Below are 20,022 nucleotides of genomic sequence, written 5' to 3'. Positions count from 1 at the left end.
TAAAAAAAACACTTTGCGCAGGCAAAGTGTCGATAGGTATTATTCTTCCCACTTTCCCTACGCTGGCATTACCCAACAGGTTATCACGGTCTACAACAGATTAGTTGTACTCTCAGCCTGATCCCACAGACTCCCGACGGTTTTATTTGGTTCAAAGTCTACTCTTTCTTCTCTTATAATGCAACTAAATTTTACTTCTGACTTTTTCAAACACTATTTTTTTTGATTACTATCCCTCTCAGAGATTAGTTTAATTATACATTAAATTGAATATTTGTTTACAAGTGTTTAATACTTCCATGGAGAGAGGATGGATAATCCGGCGAAAGTCCGGAGCAGCCTCCTCTGTTGTAGTAGAAGTTGACCCTACCACAGTGAGCAGTACCATAGGAATGAAGAAGGATCAGATTATACAAAAACCCCCCCTTATAGGAAGGGTAAAAAGCACAGCTTATAAGCTGTGCTTTTTCAGGCAGCTATGTGCCTTTGATTTAAGTTAGGCTTTGATTTTGTTAGATAGATTTCTGTATGGGCAGCGGTAAAAAAAATGACCTGCATTTAACGGGAATGCAAAAGAGCATGCATGTTCCTCGCAATAGATTCAATTAAATAAAGCACAGGCAGCTGTGTGGTAATGTTTGTATAATGATGACGTTCTTCCGTAATGTAATAAGCGATATTAATTTCAGACATTTTAGCAAGCGCACAGTCTTTATTATTAGTAATGCTGACGATGCGGCTGCCCTCTTTTTTGAGTTTTCCAGCTAAATCTACCGTGTGCTTGTGTTCACCGCTGATCGACAGGGCAATCGTTGTCGTCTCTCGCAAATCGTCATAGACCGGAAAAAAAGGATCGCTCATATATGTGGAGAATTTTCCTAATCCAGAAAAATAATGGGATCCATATTGAGCGAGAATACCGGAGCTGCCGCTGCCTGCAAAAATCACGCTTTTAGAGAAAGCAGCCAGTCTGGAGATTTCTTGAATGTCTGCTTCAAACCGTCCCTCAAACGCTTTTTCTGCAAATTCCGCAAAGGTATAATGCGAACTTTTAATATTCTTTTTCTTATCCATTTCCAGGTCAATTTTTAATTTCGCTTTTAATTCTGCGAAGCCTTCGCAATCTACTTTCCGGCAGAAACGTGAAATGGTCGAAGGCGAAACATGCGTAGCATCCGCCAGATCCCGGGCACGCATATGGATGACTTTCTCTCGATTAGAGGCAATATATTGGTATAAAATCGTTTCCAATTCATTAAACGATAAAATGTGTTCATAAGTAAACAATCCGATCCCTCCACCACACAATCTTAAAAAAATTATAACACGGATAAGACTGCTGCACTTCCTTGTTTGATTATTCTTAATTTCGAAAAAGGATGAAGTCTTCAATGGCGGCCTTTCACTAGCTTTTGCATTGCGTGTAACACTATGTTACTAACTTGCAACAGCCGCCTTCTGCTGGAATAAAAAACGCAATAGCCCGAACACCTTCCCTCCCTACCTTGATCACGTTACCATAAATATATCAAAAGTGGAGGTGCAAGAAATGACAAAAGGAATTAAAATTGCCACTATTGGCGGCGGATCGAGCTACACCCCTGAACTGGTTGAAGGATTTATTAAGCGGTATAAGGAACTGCCTGTACGCGAACTCTGGCTTGTGGATATTGAAGCCGGGAAAGAAAAGCTTGAAATCGTCGGCACTCTTGCCAAACGAATGATCCAAAAAGCCGGGCTGCCAATTGACGTTCATTTAACACTTGATCGCCGGGCCGCTTTAAAAGATGCTGACTTTGTTACAACACAGTTCCGTGTCGGCCTTCTTGATGCACGGTCAAAAGATGAACGCATCCCTTTAAAATATGGCGTGCTTGGGCAGGAAACAAATGGGCCGGGCGGCTTATTCAAAGGACTGCGCACGATCCCAATTATTCTGGATATTTGCAAAGACATGGAAGAGCTTTGCCCGAATGCCTGGCTCATTAACTTTACCAATCCAGCCGGCATGGTAACTGAAGCCGTTCTGCGTTATTCCAATATCCAAAAGGTGGTCGGGTTATGCAACGTGCCGATCGGCATGGAAATGGGCATTGCCAAACTGCTTGATGTGGACCACTCACGTATTCGGATTGATTTTGCCGGTTTAAACCATATGGTGTATGGACTTGATGTGTTTGTAGACGGGGAAAGTGTCAAAGACAAAGTCATCGAGCTCTTAACAGACCCGAATAACAGCAGTTTTGTGAAAAATATTGAAGGACTTGGCTGGGAGCCGGAATTTATCCGATCATTGAATGTCTTAACATGCCCTTACCACATGTATTACTACAAAACGAAAGACATGCTGGAAAAAGATGCAAAGAACGCACAAGAAGAAGGTACACGGGCAGAAGTTGTGCAGAAACTGGAACAGGAATTATTTGAGCTTTATCGAGATCCACAGCTCGATATCAAGCCGCCACAGCTTGAAAAACGCGGCGGTGCGTACTATTCCGATGCAGCGGTTCGTTTGATCACCTCTATTTATACGGATAAAGGAGACATCCAGCCGGTGAATACGCGCAATAACGGCGCCATTGCCGGCATTCCAGATGATTCGGCTGTTGAAGTAAGCTGCGTGATTACAAAAAACGGGCCAAGACCGATCGTCATGGGAGAACTGCCAGTTGCGGTACGCGGCTTGGTGCAGCAAATTAAATCGTTTGAACGTGTAGCAGCAGAAGCTGCTGTAACAGGTGATTATGAAAAAGCCGTATTAGCGCTTGCGATTAATCCATTAACCCCTACCGATACCATTGCCAAAGAAATTGTGGATGAAATGCTCGAAGCACACAAAGAACACCTTCCACAATTCTTTCAAAAAGTAAACGCCTAAAAGAAAGCAGAAACTGGCCCGCTTCCGTTTACTGACAAAGGTACGTTTAAAAAAGCACAGTGCTTCTGCTGTGCTTTTTTACAGAAATATTCGCTTTGTAGAGAGCTTATAAATCGTTCAGGATGATGATTTCTTTTTTTCTTCTATAACCGATAAAACCTGAGCTTCTGCTCCGTATTCTAACCGAATGGTTTTTCTCGCATTCGCGGGTGTTCTCGCAGTGACAGGCTTGATTTGCTTCTCTCCCTTTATTTCCATTTCAACGAGGAAGCATTTTGATCCACACCTCACGCATATTCCTCCTTTTCGGCCTTCAGTCTTTTTGGCATTATTGTAAAGTAAACTATCTTTAAAAGAAAAGCAGGAAGTATTTTATGATTTCTTATAATGGCGGAGATAAGGATGTAGAAAACACCTCTATAGTGGGGCAGATGGAAACAGAGAGAGTATAACAGCTGATAATCATACCAGTCCTACCCGCAAAATAAAAAGCGCAGAATGCACTGCGCTTTTTATTCTGCAATTTTCTCTAAATGATCGTTGTTTTCAAGCTGCAGGGTGGATTTTCGGGCTGATTCATCACCCAACACGACCATTTTTCTCGCGCGGTCCATGATTTTAACTAATTCTTCATAGTCTTGCTGCATCGTGAGCGCTCTTTTTTCAAGCTCCTCATATTTTGTTTCTATCGCCGCTTTCTCACGTTTGATCATTTCAAGTTCTCTTTGAAGGATTTCGCAATCTGCTTCAGATGTATTTATATTTTGCAGGAAAGCAATAATCTCTCTCATCGTAAGGGCTGGAGAGCCTATAGCTGCATTTGTGTTTTCACCCGCAGATGGATCTTCTAAGATAACTTGTATGCCTGAAGCCCGTTCTTTCTTCTGGAGGCTACGAAAATATTGTTTCCTTTGTTTGCGCGCGAGTCCCAATGCTTTTTCATACTGCTTCCGAATCACAGCATTCCAGCGGAACCCGCAGGCTGCTGCCGTTCTGTTCAGTGTATCTCCTACTTCTTCAAACGCTTTCAGCTGGGTACTTCCCTCGCGCACATGACGTAATACCGTTTCCGCAAGGAGCAAATCATTTTCTTCTGACCAGGCATCTTGTCTCATTTTCATTGGTTATCTCCCCTTTTGTTCGAATTGTTCTTTCAACAAGATGGCCGCTTCCACCTCCTTTTATACAAAAGCACTTAAAAATTATGTATTCCATTTATATTCTGGTGAACTTTAAAATATTTATGAAAATGAAGAGAACAACGACTCTTTTCTTGAGGTGGTTAACTGGCATGCAATCTGCTTGCGTATTTAACTGCTTAGGGGTTGATTAAGCACAAACAGGCACTATCTCCTGCTTAAAAGAAGTAGTAGTTTTATTTCTTCAGGGAGTATTTCTAACAATTTTGAACGATATAGATGTGCTAAAGGTGAAAGTATTTCTTCATTCCTTAAAGTGTTTTAAAAAATACCCATGCTCGCGAACAATAAATTGCTTTATTTTTTAGACGTACTGTTGATTAAATTCATTTTCTGGCTTCCCCTCTAATTATTGGTAAAATTGTATATGGAGGGATATAAATGAGAGTGCTTTTTTATTTAATTGTCGGGATGATCCCTGGCTTCATATTTGGTGGTCCACTTGGTGTGTTAATTGGGTTAATTGGCGGATTACTCTTATACGTAATTGACCAGTTAAATGCAATTAATGAAAGACTTGATTTGCTACGAAAGGACATAGAGAAAACTGAAAAACAATAGTCTTCTTTCCTCAACAGTTTCGGTCAACCACTGCTTAACCTAAGAGCAGCGTTTCTTTACTCCTTCTGCAACTAAACACCGGTTGCAGAGGATTAATCCATATTTTCGGCAATCTTTTTCAGTTCTTTTGCACGAGAAATAATAAATGCTCTCATATACTTTTCCAAAAACAACTTGTCGGCTGCAACGCCAATTAGACCAAACGGCGATTTGTATTGGAATGTATCTATCATGATGGTTCCGCCTGCTTCTTTAATAAACTGATGGGTATGAACAAAGGATTGGAAAGCTCCTTTCACCATAATGTCTATAAACTTATGAGGTTTTTCCATTAATGTGATTTTGGCTGTCAATCTTTGTTTAATACCAAAGTGAATGGCTTCCCAGGTAACAGTATCTCCCTGCTCTAATAACCCTTCTGTCACTCCACCAACAGCTCTTTCCTTTGTTTTAGAGGTCGTTTGAGTATGAATATCTACATTTCTTGCAAGGTCAAAACATACTTCGGCAGGTGCTTTAATAAACTGCTGATGCTCAATAACAGGCATTTTTTATTCTCCTTCCAAAAGCACTTACTAACACACCAATAATTATAATTTGTCGCAGTTAGTATTAACTACTTCTTGTTCAACTTACCTGCCCGACAGTTTAACATAAAAATTTACAGTATCCTTTGACGAGCCTTTCTTTAACCCGGTTACCGAAAAAGCTTTTTACTTAACAGTTTTGGTCAACTACTCAATAAAATTTACGGTCCGCCTCCCGATTGGCATGACCAACCTTTCTCACAGGTAAAATTTTTTATTTGTATAAGGTCATTCATCCAATCCTTGCCTGAGTTTCTCCATACTATATAAAAGCAGGAGGTGATAGCTGTGAGCTACGAAAACAAAGGTGGCTATGAAAACAACGGTGGATACGGGTCTGGATTTGCGCTTGTTGTTGTTTTATTTATTCTTCTTATTATCATTGGTGCCTCTTACGTGAAAGGAAACTACGGATATGGTGGCGGCGGATACTACTGAGTGTCCTGCTTTTCTGTAAGAATGAACCCAGCTTCTTTGTAAACTCTTACTTTAGCTCCTGTTTGAATGTGTAACGTGACTATATTCAGTAGATATCGGGCACGGATTCACATTTAATCCAGTTCAAGCCGAATCAACTGTTTTACCTTGGCTCTTCTTGAACTATAGGCTGCCCATAATCACAGTTCATCCGCATTTATCCGGTTAAAATGTGATTTTCATGTGATTTTTTCATACTCAATTTTAAATCTTTTGGTTTTTCTTCTTCCAAAGTCAAATACCTCTATACCCCCGGCCAAAACCGGGGTTTTTTGTTATGTAAAATATTATTTTTCAATGTAATTCCAGTTGTTTATACTGAAGGATAAAACAAGAACGTACATTCCAATAAAAAGGAGTGGTGTGGATGAAGAAATTATATCCGGATCGCGGCAAACTGAATTTGTTTCGCTTGTCACATTAAATCAGCTGCTGAAGGATCGGTCATTACACCGATAATTTCTTGTGTTTCATTTGGTAGAAACTTGGAGAATAGTACGTACTATAGAGCTGCTTTGTTGCGTTTCAGAAATTTTGTAGAAGGCTTGGATTTCCCCTGTTGCCCGGTTGTCCACCATGCTTTTTCCTGGTTACATCCTTCTGTTGAGTAGCTGTAACCTTTTCACTTTTGATTGCATCCTTTTTCGTTCGATCCCTCGACCATTCTTCGCGGCTTTTTAAGGTACCGAGTTTTGTACCATACTTTTCCGCTAATGCAGAAAGCGTGGTCTTGGTTGTTTCCCATTCTGATCTGATATCACCCCAGTTCGCTACTTCACATCACCACCATCTCCGAGATTGTTTTTAAGCAAAGAAAAAAAGCACCCGCTGTACGGATGCAACTGTTTCTTCTTCTCTTTTTCGCTCGGGCGACTTAGTTTAATAAAAGTTTTTGTGCTAATACTACGCCCTCATCTTCAAGTTCTTGCATAATCGGTATAACATTTTTATGAATACCGGTCGTCTTCTCTAATTCTTTTGCATACTCTTTAAACTGTACATCCATTAGAAAAACCCAAGTTGTGTTTTCTTTTTTTTCAAATGAAAAGTTCTTTGACTCTAGGTGAAACTCTTCAAATTTTCTTCTGAGTTCTTGTAAAAATACTTCCTGATCATTAAAGTTTATTTGATATTTAAATTGCACTTTTCCACTCCCCTTTTACCTTATATTTGGACAAAAAGCTTGGATTTCCTGCTCCTCGTTCGACATAAAATCTGTTATCATATTCAATTGACTTCAAAGGAAAGAGTGTACAACATGGAAACAGAGCAAGAAATTGACTTAAGTATCACGTACAATATCAGTGAATACCCTTATACTAAAAGCGGCCATTGTGATAACTACGGCAATGCTCATTTTAAGAGCTCAATTAAAAAATAGTAACCGTAAGAAAGGTACACCCACTGGCATCAGTGAGTGCACCTTTCTTTTTAGGATATTTATAAAGAAGCTTATAAATCAAAAACTTATTCAGTAATTGGGAAATATGCCGCTACAGACACCTTTTCTCCTTCATTCATCGATGGATAAAATGTATGACTGACTCTGTATTCTCCCGCTGTGATCAATGTTCTAAAGTCACCAAACCAAAAACCCTTTTTTTGAGTTTCATCAGCTTTCACTAAGCAAATTAGACACGGCCATAATATGCGGCGATATGCTGCTCAATTCCTCTATCTGTTCAACGTATCTTTTCAATTCTATTTGTTTTTCACTCATCTTACCATTTCCTCCATCCTATATATTGCAAGAGGAAGCAATAAAATCCTATAAAATTCGTTCGTCAAATTTCGACAAAAGTAAGTGATCCCCTGGTTAATTCTATATATTAGGCGCTCTCTATATTTGGTCATAAAAAATAGCACCGGTTTGGGTGCTGTTTATACAACTCTACTTATAATAAACCGCCAATCTTCATCCACTTTGCGGAAATCGCCATGCATGAATTCTTTTAACCGAAAATAAACAGCCATATTCCTTATAACGCTTAAGTGAAGTCGAAAATATACTTCCTGATACAGATGTCTAAAGCTTCGTTATATTCATACATATTGAAATTGAATACTTTACTATCTTTAGCTGATCTATACGAGTATCTAGTTTGCGGATTGTAATAAACATAACTACTCAGGATTACATAAACTTCTAGGTAGAGATCGAATTGGTGAGTTTTTTTGAAAACATCCTTTAAACTTTCAAGATGCTGTACTCTGCTCCTTTTGGGCTTCCCTTCGAAGTGAGCCTCTCCCCGATCTTCACCTTACCCTCACAGACCACTACCACACATGTATTCGGTATTTCCATTAAATCCAATTTCATCTTCATTGTGGAAGGAGCAATTACAATATCTTTTATAGTCGAGAAGCCCCCAGTCTGTTAAAATAGAAATGCGAATACTATTTAAAGACCCCGGGGCTTTTTTGTTTACTACTTCTGAAAATGGGTACATGTTCATTAACCACTCACCTGAACTTGCCCATTCTCTCATTTTGCCGAGTTTATCTCGGCTTTTTTATTTTGTCTGTATGAAACTTTTTGAACTTGCCCATAATAAATGGTATGAGAAGACCCCCATTTTCTCATCCGATAACCCATAACACTGTGCAGCCGGAGCCTCCTCTGGCTGTTTTTTGCATATTTTTCTTGAAATGCGGGAAATAACCAGTATCAAGGCGTTAAGGAGATCCCCTCTAATTAGCGCTCTTGATGCTCCTTATAGCCTGGGAGCTTGAAAAACTCCTTGGCTTTTTGTATAAATTTTTATTGAATGGTCCATAATAGTTGCTGTTAATTCCAAACCCCATTCCCATGAAAGCAACCATTCCTTTAGCCAGGTTCCTCACACCTGGCTCTTTTTTCTGTGTCCAGTTCCTGCTTGTGATGTAATTATTTGTGACACAATGAAAGGAAGAAAGATTTGAAAAGATCATTTAATTTGACCAGCTTAAGTCTGTGCTTCGCCGCTTGCAGCCATTCTGTTAGCAAGTACGGATAGCGATGAATAAAGTTCTCATCGGTTAAACCTTGTTTCAAATAACGCTTGTATTGTTGCTTGTTTGGTCTTGCCAGATATAAATCCTTTCTTTTTCGTTAATTGATTTTTTGAAAAATGAAGAGTGTTATCCTGCTCAATGACTGCTCCACGATACGCCACTTTTTAATCCTCCCGTCAATTCTTCAAACCATTCCTTATCTTTCGTCATAAGGGCTAGATCAATAAGTGCTGTTTTATCCTGAATATCATCCAGTAGTGTGCCAATGGGTTTTAGACGATGCTCCTCAAATAGGAATTTCGTTGGCGTTCCCCATATCAATTTGCCTTTTATGATTCTTCCGACTATCGCTAGCTCAATCTGGCTGTGGTAACAACCGGTCCTGCTGACATAACCGATGACTATAAGGTCCCCGATTTTGGCTTTTTTCCACTCTCCGATCTCCAAGGCTGTTTCCCCCTTTTTAATAAGCAAAAATACAAACTACATTAGGGGGTAAAAAGGCGGTAAATTCATAGATTTCCCTATAATACATGCAAAATTTTGGACTCTATTATATTTGTCTTAACTGAAAAAGTGAGACGGGAATAATACGCGAAACTTCATTATTCAAAACTACATTTCACTTCCTCTATCGTTGCAACATATAATACATTTACCCAGATACCTTTTTGCACCTATCTAGAAACTTTTGAAATAACTATTCTTGGTTGGAATAGTTACTTTTTTCATCTATTCATGCTCCTCAAAATTCTATTCTTCCACCTTGCAAATGTTCACTACTGTTCCTTTAAACTTAAGGTCAGCGCTTCCGCCTTCACTCCCCCTCTTTATATTCTATTACCACTGCTTCTTGCCCGCTCCTCTGCTCTAGAAGCTTTCTTCGGAGCAGGAAATCCCGGGAAGTTGGCTCACCTTCAACATCGAAAATGACCTAATCTCTCTCTGAAAATCTCAAGGCTGCCAACTCTTTTATTCAATACTTGCTAGCAAATACAACACGAAACAAAAGACCAACCTTTCTAAGCAAACAATTTCTATACTTAATAAACCTGCCGAAGATTAATTAAAAGATTTTGAAGAGGCCTCTTAATCAACGGTAGCGTCTACTACAAAATTTCGATTACCTCTCCTGAACAGCTGAATGTAGAGCTCATTGCCAGGAGGCTCAATTTAAGATGGGGTATAGTCGTAAGAAAGTATGCAGAGATCGGCGGCCTCTTGATGATCATGCTTCTTTTATTATCTTACCCTCGACGTGGTACTTTTCTTTGCTGGTCCCTCTTACTTTTTAAACATTTCTCATTTATAAAAATAACTTGGGAATGAGTATGATACTGTTTTACGTGCCTTGAGCTTCACCTGTCTCCTTTAGCTTGCCCCATAACAGCTCCATTTGTGAGCTCCAAAACCCTCCCGACAAAATTCGACACTTTTATTTTTTATCTTTTTTCCATTATAATGAAAAATGATAAAGGCAAACTTATCGAAAGGTAAGGACGCAAAGCCACGGGTCTACCATTCTTTTGAATCATGACAGCCGGGCTGCCAAATAGGGACTCCTTCCTTGTTTGGACCATTATTTAATAAAGGAAGGGATTTAACGTGCGGTCTATATCTAATGAATCAAAGACTAAAATCGTTCTTATTGACGATCAACAACTATTTCGAGAAGGGATAAAGCGCATTCTTAATTGTGAAGAAACCTTTGAAGTACTTGCTGAAGGAAAAGACGGTGTTGAAGCAATTGAATTAGCAGATCGTTATAAACCAGATGTTGTAATCATGGATATCAATATGCCAAAGACAAACGGTGTTGAAGCAACTCGTAACTTAATCAGTAAATACCCGAATATAAAGGTTATTATTTTGTCGGTCCATGATGACGAAACTTATATTATAGGCGCGCTCCAATCAGGTGCTTTTGGCTATTTACTGAAAGAAATGGACACAGAAAATCTAATAGAAGCAGTAAAAGCTGTTGCAAAAGGCGAATCGTACCTGCATCCACGTGTCACACACAAGCTAATTACTGTTTACCGCCGTTTATCAAGTGCGGCAGCTCGTAAAAAAGAGTTTCAACAGCCACCAGTCCGTCTGCCGCTGCATTTGCTCTCCCGCCGTGAAAGTGAAGTGTTACAGTTGTTAGCGGACGGTAAAAGTAACCGGAGTCTTGCAGAAACGCTTTATATTAGCGAAAAAACGGTCAAAGGCCACGTTTATAGCATTCTTCGAAAAATGGACGTCAATGACCGCACACAGGCTGTTATCAAAGCTATTAAAAATGGCTGGGTTGAAGTCAGATAGATACCTCTACTTCTAATTATCCTAAAAAACAAACAGCAAAAACCACCCCGTTTTTTTAAAGCCGTGGTGGTTTTTTATCATAAAAGTCATAAACGAGTTTACGCAGCGCTATTTTTTTGTTTAAAAAACATGCAAAAGACTCTATAATGCGGCGCAGATAACTTCCTGTTTTGTTAAAATTTAAACCGCCTGGACCTATGCCCGGCGCTTTAAACCTAAATGGATAATTACTCCGCGATCTTTTCCAGATTACCGTTCTTCTCCATTTTAAAAGCAGGAGACGGGTCATTATCAGCTAATAGTACCGTTTGTCTGGCACGATTCATGATCCGCATTAAGGTTTCATAGTCTTCCTGCATCGTAATGTTTTCCTGCTGAGTTTGTTCTAATTTTTTCTCCAATTCAGCTTTTTCTTCTTTTATTATTACCAGCTCTTTTCGAAGCTGTTCAACTTCTGCTGAGGAGGCCGCTTTACTCTCTAAATTAGTTAGAAAAGAGATCACCTGAGCTAAAGAAATACTGAGATTTGTGGAATTCCCTGCTGGTGTCTCAACTGTATGATCTGCCACTTCAATATTTTTCTCTCTTCTAGCGAGCATGTGGAAATAATCTTTTCGTTGTTTTTTAGCTGTGCCCATTTCCCTTACATACTGTTGTCTAACGACTGCATTCCATCGGAACCCGCAGGCTGCAGCCGTTCTGTTCAACCTGTCTCCAGCTTCTTCAAACGCTTTCAGTTGGGTACTTCCCTCACGCACATGTCGTAATACCGTTTCAGCAAGCAGCCAATCATTTTCTTCTGACCAGGCATCTTGTCTTTCTTTCATTGGTTATCTCCCCTTTTATTTAGATATCCTTTTCACGAAGATGGCCGCTTCTCCCGCCCTTTATAGAAAAGTACTTAAAAATGAAGTATTCCAAGTATATTCTGTTCAACTTTAAAATATTTGTGAAAATAAAGAAGATAGCCAAGTTTTGTTTTAGATTATTAATTTCGTGCAATCTGCTGATATCTTTATAAAACCTAAGACTGCTCTAAATCCCTCTGGATATAGGCGGGTAATAATTTTATGATTGGGAACCTAGACATAGCGATGAACTGTGGCCTGAAAACAAAAAACTGGACCCGATCTTGGGTCCAGTCTCACCTTTTCTATCTATTGTTCCTCTTTTTCATTTGTTCAATTAGCTTTTTGTCATCAAGTCCTGGCTTCTCAATAATTTTACTGGGCAATGTACACGCCGTCTCTTACTTCTTAATCCAGCCGCCTTGTGGCTCATAGATATTTCTCTTTGTTTTAAATTATTATTTTTCCCTATTTTATACCAAATATTCAATTGTAACTTTTCTGTAATGCCAAATTAATATGCCTGTGATTTTCTTTTCATCATTTCCGAGTAAAATATATCTATCAAATACAAACTTAGCTATCTAGTTAAATATTTAGTTATCTAGTTAATATACGGAGGTTTCATTTTGAAGAAAGTAATCGTCAGTTCTATGACAGCAATCACACTTTTGTTTGGCAGCATGACAACATCATTCATTTCTCAACCACACGCGGTAGAAGCCGCTTCAAATTATAAACAAAAAGCAATTAGCGAGGGTAAAAAAGTACTTGGCACGCCATATAAATGGGGTGGAACAACAACAAAAGGTTTTGACTGCTCTGGCTTTATTGGATACGCATTTAAGAAAGCAGGCAAAACGTTACCTAGAACAACTGCTGAAATATATAAAAAAGGGAAAGCCGTGTCTAAATCTAACCTTCAAAAAGGAGATTTGGTATACTTTCAAACCTATAAAAAAGGCCCCTCTCACATGGGAATTTATTTAGGCAATAATGAATTTATTCACGCTTCTTCTTCGAAGGGTGTGTCCATTACTACTTTGAGTAACAGCTATTGGAAAAAAAGATACATCGGAGCAAAACGGTTATAAATTAGCTTTTCACAACTCATAGGCAAAAACAACATACCAAAAACTGTTTAAGCGGGGCGTAGGATCTTCTACGCTCCGCTTGCCATTTTCTTAAGGTGTTGTAAGGATGGCCTGATAATCATTCCCTAATGCAAAATAAGTTATTTCCATTCAGACGACAGTTATGAATACTTAGAAACGAAAAAGGCTCATGATTACGCACGAAGTAATCATGAGCCTTTTTCTTCTTACATGTCTTGATTCGTTACAAAAGCTGCTTCTTTTTAAAATATCTCCACATTCCAAACGTCAAAAGGATGAGCGCCAAAAAGATAATAACAGTGGCGAAGGGAGAATCCTGATAAGGCAGAGGCACATTCATCCCGAAAAAACCTGTTACAAAGGTTAAAGGCAGCATAATGGTTGAAATCAATGTAAGAACATTTAATTTTTCGGAGGATTTTGCATTGATGATGGAATAATACGTATCCAATGCGCTGTTAACCAGATCCCTGAATGTTTCAGTCGCATCGACAATCCGCTCCAGATGATCAAGCAAATCCGTGTAAAATGGAACATTTTCTTCTCTAATATCGAACTTCCATTTACCATTAACTGTTAAAAATATCCTGCGCTGCGGTAAGATCACCCGCCGGATCAATATAATTGTACGTTTTAGGGCTAAAAACTCTTCCGTGACACCCCTGATGGATTCATCATAAATCTCGTTTTCTAACTCATCGATACGAATACTAATTCGGTCTAGAATAGGGAAATATTCATCTGTAATCCCATCAATTAAAGCGTATAAAAGAAAGTCCGCCCCTTTATCCATATATTTCGTACTTCTAGAACAGATCGCATCCATTTGTCCAAGCCATCTTAACTTGTGCTTATGAATGGTTACCACATAATTTGGGCCAACGAAAACGTTAAGCTCAAGAGTTGTAATTTCATTATCACTTTCCTCGTTATACCGCAGGGCATGGAGAACGAAAAACTGATAATCCTCGTAGTTATCCATCTTCGCCCGCGGGCTGTCATGAAGGCAGTCCTCAATGGCCAAAGGATGAAAATCAAAAATCTTGGCTATTTCATATAATTCACGGCTTTGTACATCATAGATATCAATCCATAATAAACTATCGGCATGGCTTAAATGCTTATGAACATCCGATAAGTTGATATTGGAGACCATTTCTTGTTTATCATTTCGATAAAGATATGTTTTAATCATTGATCATTCACCTCGTTTAATTTATCCGAGGCATTTAAAAGCTGCTGGATTCCTCCTGGATGGTATATGAGGAATAGAAACACCTTGGATGCCTCACTTTGGTGCTGTTCTTAAAATGGCTTATCGAATGCGGGTCGTCAGTGCCCATTTCTTCCTCACCTCCAAGACAAATAAAAGGCCCCTTTCCAACAGAAAGGGGCCGTAAAAAGTCTATTTACGTTTTACATGTCCCCCCTTGTTGAGTTTTAGCACTGTATAGCATAGGCATGAACCAGCTGCGTTAAGAAAAACCTTAATCCGATCTTTCCTGTTGACCCATTGGCGTCTTTCGACATTTTTGGGCAGCAGCGTATCTCTATACAGGAGCCTCACCTAACAGAAGACGTATTGAACTATTAATACTATATGCAACCAGCCACTTTGCGTCAAATGATTTTGCAATCAAAATCCAAACTTTTTTATTCGCTGTCAAACCAGCCTTTAGACTTAAACCAAATAAACATTCCGAATCCAATAAAGAACATCATGCCTAAGATTATATAGTATCCAAAATGCCATTTTAATTCGGGCATATTTTCAAAATTCATTCCATAAATCCCGGCAATAAAAGTTAAAGGCATAAAAATCGTCGTAATCACGGTTAGGGTTTTCATAATATTGTTCATCCGAAAAGAGTTTAACGATATGTAATTATCTCTTATATCCGAGGTCAGCTCCCGGTTTGATTCAATCATTTCACTCAGCTTGAGGAGATGATCGTATATATCCTGAAAATAAGCCCGCTTTTGTTCCTGAATAATAAACCTTTTTGATTCTAGTATCCTGTATATTAACTCTCTCATTGGCATGATGGTGCGCCTTAGTTTCAGCAAATCTTTTCGAACTCCAAATACTTTGTTAATGAGCGTATCCGTAGCATTTTTTGATCCGTAATAGTTTTCAACAGATAGTAGATAATCCTCCAATTCCTGAACCATCGGAAAAAAACTGTCTACAATTTTATCCATAATTTTGTAGCCTATTTCAACAGGTCTAAAACGATTAACATCTGTAGCCTTCTCAAACATTTCCCATACAGCATTCATTTCTTTCAGGTCTTGAAAATGAAAAGAGACGATGAAGTTCTCTCCCATAAACAGGTCTACCTCATGTGCTTCTAGTGTTTTTTTATTCAATGCATGAATAACAAGAAAGCTAAGGTTTTCATAGTACTCCAGCTTGGGACGCTGAAGAAAATGTACGCAGTCTTCAATCGCAAGTGGATGAAACTGAAAATGACTGCTAAGTAAGAGAATTTCCTCTTTAGTCGGCATGTTAAAGTCTACCCAATACCAATCCATTTCAACGAGAGCATCTAATGCTGGGTTAATGAGCAGCTGCTTTTCTTTGTCCACAGCAAGTATTCTAATCATAAGATTCTCCTGACCTCTGTTTATGTATTCTTTCTGTCTATCAATATCTTTATCTTATTATTCTTGGCTGCACTTTTCACACTCTTCCTCCGTGTGTTCGGTATGTATAAACAGATAGTTAAAGAAGTTTAAAACAGTTTTTAACGAGAACTTCTTTTTCCTGGCTCCCGCTCGGCTCAAAATGCATTTTCCTCAAACAGTTTAGTGATAAGGGCAAACAGAAAAACTGAATTCCCTTTATTGTACAACAGAGATTTCAGTTTTTCTTTTTTATAAACCGTTTAACTTTATTTTAATCCATTTAAAACACCGGATAATGGTCATTGAATACTTCAAAACCTGGCTAGACTTTCCCCTTCCCCCATTACCACTAATAGATCTTCTTTATGAATAATTTGAGCTGGAGACAGGGATACGATAACATCGTGGCCACTTACAATGGCCATGACACTGATGCTATATGTAGCACGGATATCAAGTTCCTGCAGCCTTTGCCTTTCTTTTTCTTTCCTGTAATCTTAAAGAAATAGACCGACAATTGTTGCAGAAAGAACAGAAGCCATCGTGGCCACCAAAAGCATTTTCAAACCAAAACCAGCCACTCTTGCTCCTTGCTCCTGGCTAAAGCTTTGCACGGTTCCTTGGATGATTCCGATTGATGAGAAATTTGCGAAACTGATCAGGAATACAGATACGATACCGACTGTTTTGGCAGTTAAAGTATCAAGTAGCGGAGCAAAGCCCAGCATTGCAACGAATTCGTTTGCCAATATTTTCGTTGCCATAACGGCCCCTGCTTGAACAGATTCCGCAATCGGAACTCCCATTACGATTGCAACTGGTGATAACACATAACCAAGGAGGGTTTCAAGCTTCATGCCTGTCACCCCTTCAATGCCATAGTTAATCAGCGCAAGCAATGATACATAAGCGATCAGCATAGCGGCAACGATACCAGCTACTCTAATGCCATCCACCGCGCCATTTCCAATTGCCTCGAACAGGGACTGCTCTCTGACCATTTCACTAATATTAACATCTACATTCTCTTCTTTCACTGGTGCAACGATTGTGGCTAAAATCAAACCGCTCATAATGTTAAGCGGAAGCGCGACTAACACATACTCTGCCGGGATCATTGTCATATAAGCAGCAACAATGGAAGCAGACACAGAAGTCATCGAGGCTGTCGTCGCAACAAATAATTGGTTTAAATTAAAACCAGGAAGGTGGTTTTTGATCGCCACAATAGCACCGGTATCTCCAAAGATTGAAGATGTGACGACAGAGAATGACTGGATGCGTGGAAGGCCTGTTAATTTTGCAATCGCCCCGCCCAGGTACTTAATGGTCAAAGGCAAAACGCGGATGTAATTTAAGATCGACAGCAATGTTGATGTGAAAACGATCAGCAGCAGTACATTGATAAAGAATACAGTCTGACCTTCAGGAACTAACCCACCAAGGACAAAGTTAATTCCTTCATTACCAAACATCATTATTTTTGCAAAACCTGCCGCAACGGCTTTAAGTATTTGTCCGCCGATGTTTGTATTAAGCATAAATGCTGCAACGGCCAACTGAAGTACAAACAGAATTCCGATTGCACGATAATTGATATTCTTCTTATCGTTTGATAACAAGTAAGCTGCACCAAACGTAAGAATAATGCCGATGACTCCCACTAAAATACTTGTCATGTTAAGTCTCCATCTTGTTGTTTTTGCCTTGCACGAAAAAATACGAGCAGTCGAACGGTGAAAGTCATTCACTGCTGAAAAGAAAACGAACTAATAATCCTGCTGTTTTTCAGGCCTCTTCCGTATTATGGACAACAGCAGGAATAACCATGCGTCCCAAGTGTCTGTTGGTTAAGGATCTTCTGCTTCTTAACACCAAAGGTGAAGTTCTAAGGTCTGATTGTATAGTGAAAGAAATACCGAGGGTTAATAGCAAAATTCCTAATACATAAAAACATATTTTAATTTACCCGGCCTCTTTATCATTGTTTTTTATTGCAAACGCAACAAAGTTAGGTTAAATTTAATATGTGCTATTTTTATTGCATTTGCAATAAAAATAGCACTACGAAGTTAATTATGAAGGAAATTCTTCTTGAAATTGGAATGATAGCAAGGGTATCAGATTCTTTAAGTAATATAGGGAAAAATGTTTATCCTTTTATAAAAGAGAAAATGATCATTCGAATAGTGTCGCATTAGCGATATTTTCTGAAAGAGAAGTAGAAACCATTTTCAACCTTCTTCAAAGAGTAAGAAAAAATATAAAAAAAGACTGGGAATCTGCAAAAAGAAGGAAACAAGAGAAATTATTGATTGTATAAAGGAGCGACATATTCAAATGACTATAAATATAAAAAAGTGCACCCTTGAAGATTCACGTAAACTTCAAGAGATTAGTTATGAAACATTTAATGAGACATTTAAGCATCAGAATTCACCCGAAAATATGAATGCCTATTTGGAAAGAGCATTTAACTTAAAACAATTAGAAAAAGAATTATCCAATGTTTCTTCGCAATTCTTTTTTGTTTATTTTAATCATGAAGTCGCTGGATATTTAAAGGTCAATACCAATGATGCTCAGTCTGAAGAAATGGGTGATGAATCACTTGAAATCGAGAGGGTTTATATAAAGAAAAAATTTCAAAAACATGGGCTTGGTAAGCATCTGCTAAATAAAGCGATGGAAATGGCGATGGAACGTAGTAAGAAGAAAATCTGGCTGGGCGTATGGGAAAAAAACGAAAATGCTATTGCCTTCTATAAGAAAATGGGCTTTGTTCAAACTGGAGCCCACTCTTTTTATATGGGTGATGAAGAACAAATTGATTTTATCATGACCAAAACACTGATATAGCTTTAATAAGAGCGGATTGTTAAAGTAACGGGTGCATGAGTTTAAGAAGAACTTTTCAAAAAAAGCCTGTATCAATGATTACTTCGTAATCTACGATACAGACTTTATCTATCGGTAACTAATTGCCCTTGTATATATTTAACAGTTGGCTCTCTTTTTTGTTACTCTTGCACAGTTCTTACTTTTAATGCATTTGCATTTAAAGGTGCAGGCAAGTTGGCTTCATCGTATTCAACCATAACCTTTTTCCCAACGTTTAAGGATGATTTTATTCTTTCATCCATTTTATTTAAGTTAAATACATAACCCTTGCCCTCATATTTTTCTTTTAGAAGAGAATCTATTTGTTCCTGGTTCCCCATTATTTCTTCTTTCTTTATTTCCGTAATTACCCGTATTTTATCCTCGGTTTTTTTCACAATATATCCTTCTGCCACATAGCTTTCTGGTGCCTGTGTATCTTCATTTTTAAAAAGCAGCTTTTTTAATTTTTCACTTTGCGCTTTGCTTAACGTTCCGTATCCTTCTTCCTCGCTTTGAAGGGAGATGATTCCATCTTTCAGATAGACTTCGTACTCAAATAACCGTTCAGGCATGTTTTTTTCATAGGTATAAAAAAAGTGGATTCTACCTTTCTATCCGGTTGAATGTCTGCCGTTGCACCCGGTTCCCATTGGACTTCCTTAAATGTTTCTCTTATGATATCTAGATCTTTCTCTTCCGTAATAGTGGAAAAATCAGTCTCTGATTGTGGGATTGCTTCCTGTATATCTACTCTGGTAAGCTGGTTTAAATCAAAATCTTTTGGTGCTTCATTGGAGCAGCCGATTAAAAAAAGTGCAATAAGGCTGATAAAAAGGCAAACGAGTCTTTGATGCAATGAGTTTTCCCCCTGAGGTTTCTGGAATAATGATACATTTAAGTTTAACACAGGAATTTATTCACAGAAAATAGAGAGCCCCCATCTTTTGGCCAATCTTTTTTTATGCCCTCGATGCTCATAAGCTTATTATGTAAAATCGCGAGGCCATTTTATAGTTGACCATCTTCGGTTAAACTCTTCTTTGCGGTAAAGTATTTTTAAAAAAATAAACATCGATAATTGATTATTTAATGGGCTTCTCAAAGATAAAAACAGAGATTGCCAGGTCCTCTTCTATTTTAATATCATTAAATAAATGCAGTAATTTAGATCCAACCAATTCTTCTAAACCTTCAGGCATATTTTCTTTGTATAATTCTTGTATCATAACCGTTCGTGCATTATGAATCATTTGCTGCCCTTCTGCTGTCTTTGAAATGAATTTTTCCGATACGGTCAAATTTCCATGCATTTTGGTGACAGCCATATTTTCAACGAAATAAGTATAAATTTTTTCTGGTCCTTTTCCGAATAAATCTTTTCTTACTTTTCGAATAATCTCATTGAAAGCGGCTTCTTTTTTCATCATCCCTCATCCCTTCTACCAACTATTATACGGTGAAAAACAAAAAAACGAAAAATAAATTCCTTGCCATCTTGTCTTTTCAACTAGGGGAGGTATAATTGTCTCTATAAATAATGAAAAT

22 protein-coding genes, 2 pseudogenes and 2 riboswitches are annotated in these 20,022 nt (G+C 38.4%); of the genes and pseudogenes, 8 read left to right on the top strand and 16 right to left on the bottom strand.

Features of this window, described 5'->3' with window-relative positions:
• Positions 1–558: 558 nt before the first annotated feature.
• Positions 559–1,287: a MurR/RpiR family transcriptional regulator gene (locus RG959_RS16220; RefSeq protein WP_342798002.1), complete on the bottom strand. Its 729-nt coding sequence runs from the start codon at positions 1,285–1,287 to the stop codon at positions 559–561.
• 262 nt (positions 1,288–1,549) lie between these two features.
• Here RG959_RS16220 and RG959_RS16215 point away from each other — a divergent pair, with 262 nt between their 5' ends.
• Positions 1,550–2,878, top strand: coding sequence for a 6-phospho-beta-glucosidase (locus RG959_RS16215; protein ID WP_342798001.1), 1,329 nt, complete (start codon positions 1,550–1,552; stop codon positions 2,876–2,878).
• Positions 2,879–2,995: 117 nt separating this feature from the next.
• Here the strand turns inward: RG959_RS16215 and RG959_RS16210 are convergent, their stop codons facing one another.
• Positions 2,996–3,169 carry a hypothetical protein gene (locus tag RG959_RS16210; RefSeq protein ID WP_342798000.1) on the bottom strand — a complete coding sequence of 58 codons (174 nt, stop codon included), beginning with the start codon at positions 3,167–3,169 and terminating at the stop codon, positions 2,996–2,998.
• A gap of 221 nt (positions 3,170–3,390) precedes the next feature.
• Complete coding sequence (locus RG959_RS16205) at positions 3,391–3,999, bottom strand: RsfA family transcriptional regulator (RefSeq protein ID WP_342797999.1); 609 nt, start codon at positions 3,997–3,999, stop codon at positions 3,391–3,393.
• A 459-nt stretch (positions 4,000–4,458) separates the two neighbouring features.
• On the opposite strand from RG959_RS16205, the gene RG959_RS16200 reads away from it, so the two are divergent.
• On the top strand, positions 4,459–4,638 hold the full coding sequence (locus RG959_RS16200) for a hypothetical protein (RefSeq protein ID WP_342797998.1): 180 nt from the start codon (positions 4,459–4,461) through the stop codon (positions 4,636–4,638).
• A 92-nt stretch (positions 4,639–4,730) separates the two neighbouring features.
• Here RG959_RS16200 and RG959_RS16195 read toward each other — a convergent pair whose 3' ends face one another.
• On the bottom strand, positions 4,731–5,186 hold the full coding sequence (locus RG959_RS16195) for an SRPBCC family protein (RefSeq protein WP_342797997.1): 456 nt from the start codon (positions 5,184–5,186) through the stop codon (positions 4,731–4,733).
• Positions 5,187–5,513: 327 nt separating this feature from the next.
• Here RG959_RS16195 and RG959_RS16190 point away from each other — a divergent pair, with 327 nt between their 5' ends.
• Positions 5,514–5,663: a YjcZ family sporulation protein gene (locus RG959_RS16190; RefSeq protein ID WP_342797996.1), complete on the top strand. Its 150-nt coding sequence runs from the start codon at positions 5,514–5,516 to the stop codon at positions 5,661–5,663.
• Between the two features lie 913 nt (positions 5,664–6,576).
• On the opposite strand, the gene RG959_RS16185 is transcribed toward RG959_RS16190, so the two are convergent.
• A complete protein-coding gene (locus RG959_RS16185; protein ID WP_342797995.1) occupies positions 6,577–6,846 on the bottom strand; it encodes a hypothetical protein in 270 nt (89 codons plus the stop codon).
• 114 nt (positions 6,847–6,960) lie between these two features.
• Between RG959_RS16185 and RG959_RS25610 the strand changes: the two genes are divergently transcribed.
• Positions 6,961–7,083 (top strand): DUF8096 family protein, encoded by a 123-nt coding sequence (locus tag RG959_RS25610; RefSeq protein ID WP_483298898.1) that lies wholly within the window; start codon positions 6,961–6,963, stop codon positions 7,081–7,083.
• Between the two features lie 1,630 nt (positions 7,084–8,713).
• On the opposite strand, the gene RG959_RS16180 is transcribed toward RG959_RS25610, so the two are convergent.
• Both RG959_RS16180 and RG959_RS16175 read right to left on the bottom strand, forming a co-directional pair.
• A complete protein-coding gene (locus RG959_RS16180; RefSeq protein WP_342797994.1) occupies positions 8,714–8,857 on the bottom strand; it encodes a hypothetical protein in 144 nt (47 codons plus the stop codon).
• Positions 8,832–9,143 carry an IDEAL domain-containing protein gene (locus RG959_RS16175; protein ID WP_342797993.1) on the bottom strand — a complete coding sequence of 104 codons (312 nt, stop codon included), beginning with the start codon at positions 9,141–9,143 and terminating at the stop codon, positions 8,832–8,834. Before RG959_RS16175 ends, RG959_RS16180 begins: the two co-directional genes overlap by 26 nt.
• A 1,019-nt stretch (positions 9,144–10,162) precedes the next feature.
• A riboswitch (cyclic di-GMP riboswitch) is annotated at positions 10,163–10,249 on the top strand.
• A gap of 52 nt (positions 10,250–10,301) precedes the next feature.
• Between RG959_RS16175 and RG959_RS16170 the strand changes: the two genes are divergently transcribed.
• Positions 10,302–11,003: a response regulator gene (locus tag RG959_RS16170; protein WP_342797992.1), complete on the top strand. Its 702-nt coding sequence runs from the start codon at positions 10,302–10,304 to the stop codon at positions 11,001–11,003.
• A gap of 227 nt (positions 11,004–11,230) precedes the next feature.
• On the opposite strand, the gene RG959_RS16165 is transcribed toward RG959_RS16170, so the two are convergent.
• Complete coding sequence (locus tag RG959_RS16165) at positions 11,231–11,830, bottom strand: RsfA family transcriptional regulator (RefSeq protein ID WP_342797991.1); 600 nt, start codon at positions 11,828–11,830, stop codon at positions 11,231–11,233.
• Positions 11,831–12,480: 650 nt separating this feature from the next.
• On the opposite strand from RG959_RS16165, the gene RG959_RS16160 reads away from it, so the two are divergent.
• Positions 12,481–12,945, top strand: coding sequence for a C40 family peptidase (locus tag RG959_RS16160; protein WP_342797990.1), 465 nt, complete (start codon positions 12,481–12,483; stop codon positions 12,943–12,945).
• A 244-nt stretch (positions 12,946–13,189) separates the two neighbouring features.
• On the opposite strand, the gene corA (RG959_RS16155) is transcribed toward RG959_RS16160, so the two are convergent.
• From corA (RG959_RS16155) to RG959_RS16140, 5 genes and pseudogenes are all read right to left on the bottom strand, one after another.
• Positions 13,190–14,161, bottom strand: coding sequence for a magnesium/cobalt transporter CorA (gene corA, locus RG959_RS16155; protein WP_342797989.1), 972 nt, complete (start codon positions 14,159–14,161; stop codon positions 13,190–13,192).
• A gap of 224 nt (positions 14,162–14,385) precedes the next feature.
• A riboswitch (M-box (ykoK) riboswitch) is annotated at positions 14,386–14,548 on the bottom strand.
• Between the two features lie 71 nt (positions 14,549–14,619).
• Entirely contained in the window at positions 14,620–15,573 is a 954-nt protein-coding gene (gene corA / locus RG959_RS16150; protein WP_342797988.1) for a magnesium/cobalt transporter CorA, read from the bottom strand.
• A 332-nt stretch (positions 15,574–15,905) separates the two neighbouring features.
• On the bottom strand, positions 15,906–16,061 hold the full coding sequence (locus tag RG959_RS25185; protein WP_369335186.1) for a cation:proton antiporter regulatory subunit: 156 nt from the start codon (positions 16,059–16,061) through the stop codon (positions 15,906–15,908).
• A gap of 30 nt (positions 16,062–16,091) precedes the next feature.
• On the bottom strand, positions 16,092–17,273 hold the full coding sequence (locus RG959_RS16145) for a NupC/NupG family nucleoside CNT transporter (RefSeq protein ID WP_342797987.1): 1,182 nt from the start codon (positions 17,271–17,273) through the stop codon (positions 16,092–16,094).
• 199 nt (positions 17,274–17,472) lie between these two features.
• Positions 17,473–17,559 (bottom strand): annotated as a pseudogene (locus tag RG959_RS16140) (YitT family protein); the annotation flags it as partial.
• A 176-nt stretch (positions 17,560–17,735) separates the two neighbouring features.
• Between RG959_RS16140 and RG959_RS16135 the strand changes: the two are divergent.
• Together RG959_RS16135 and paiA are read left to right on the top strand one after the other, a co-directional pair.
• A pseudogene (locus tag RG959_RS16135) lies at positions 17,736–17,909 on the top strand (MarR family transcriptional regulator); the annotation flags it as partial.
• 25 nt (positions 17,910–17,934) lie between these two features.
• Positions 17,935–18,453: a spermidine/spermine N(1)-acetyltransferase gene (gene paiA / locus RG959_RS16130; protein ID WP_342797986.1), complete on the top strand. Its 519-nt coding sequence runs from the start codon at positions 17,935–17,937 to the stop codon at positions 18,451–18,453.
• 161 nt (positions 18,454–18,614) lie between these two features.
• On the opposite strand, the gene RG959_RS16125 is transcribed toward paiA, so the two are convergent.
• The 3 genes from RG959_RS16125 to RG959_RS16115 form a co-directional block, all read right to left on the bottom strand.
• Positions 18,615–19,049, bottom strand: a complete 435-nt coding sequence (locus tag RG959_RS16125; protein WP_342797985.1) for a DUF3221 domain-containing protein — start codon at positions 19,047–19,049, stop codon at positions 18,615–18,617.
• Positions 19,013–19,333 carry a hypothetical protein gene (locus RG959_RS16120; protein ID WP_342797984.1) on the bottom strand — a complete coding sequence of 107 codons (321 nt, stop codon included), beginning with the start codon at positions 19,331–19,333 and terminating at the stop codon, positions 19,013–19,015. The genes RG959_RS16125 and RG959_RS16120 overlap by 37 nt, the downstream gene beginning before the upstream one ends.
• Before the next feature lie 226 nt (positions 19,334–19,559).
• Positions 19,560–19,904, bottom strand: a complete 345-nt coding sequence (locus RG959_RS16115; protein ID WP_342797983.1) for a Na-translocating system protein MpsC family protein — start codon at positions 19,902–19,904, stop codon at positions 19,560–19,562.
• Between the last annotated feature and the right edge of the window lie 118 nt (positions 19,905–20,022).

This window comes from Domibacillus sp. 8LH (assembly GCF_038806185.1).
GTDB classification, from domain to species: domain Bacteria; phylum Bacillota; class Bacilli; order Bacillales; family Domibacillaceae; genus Domibacillus; species Domibacillus indicus_A.
This window is presented reverse-complemented; position numbering and strand designations above follow the sequence as displayed.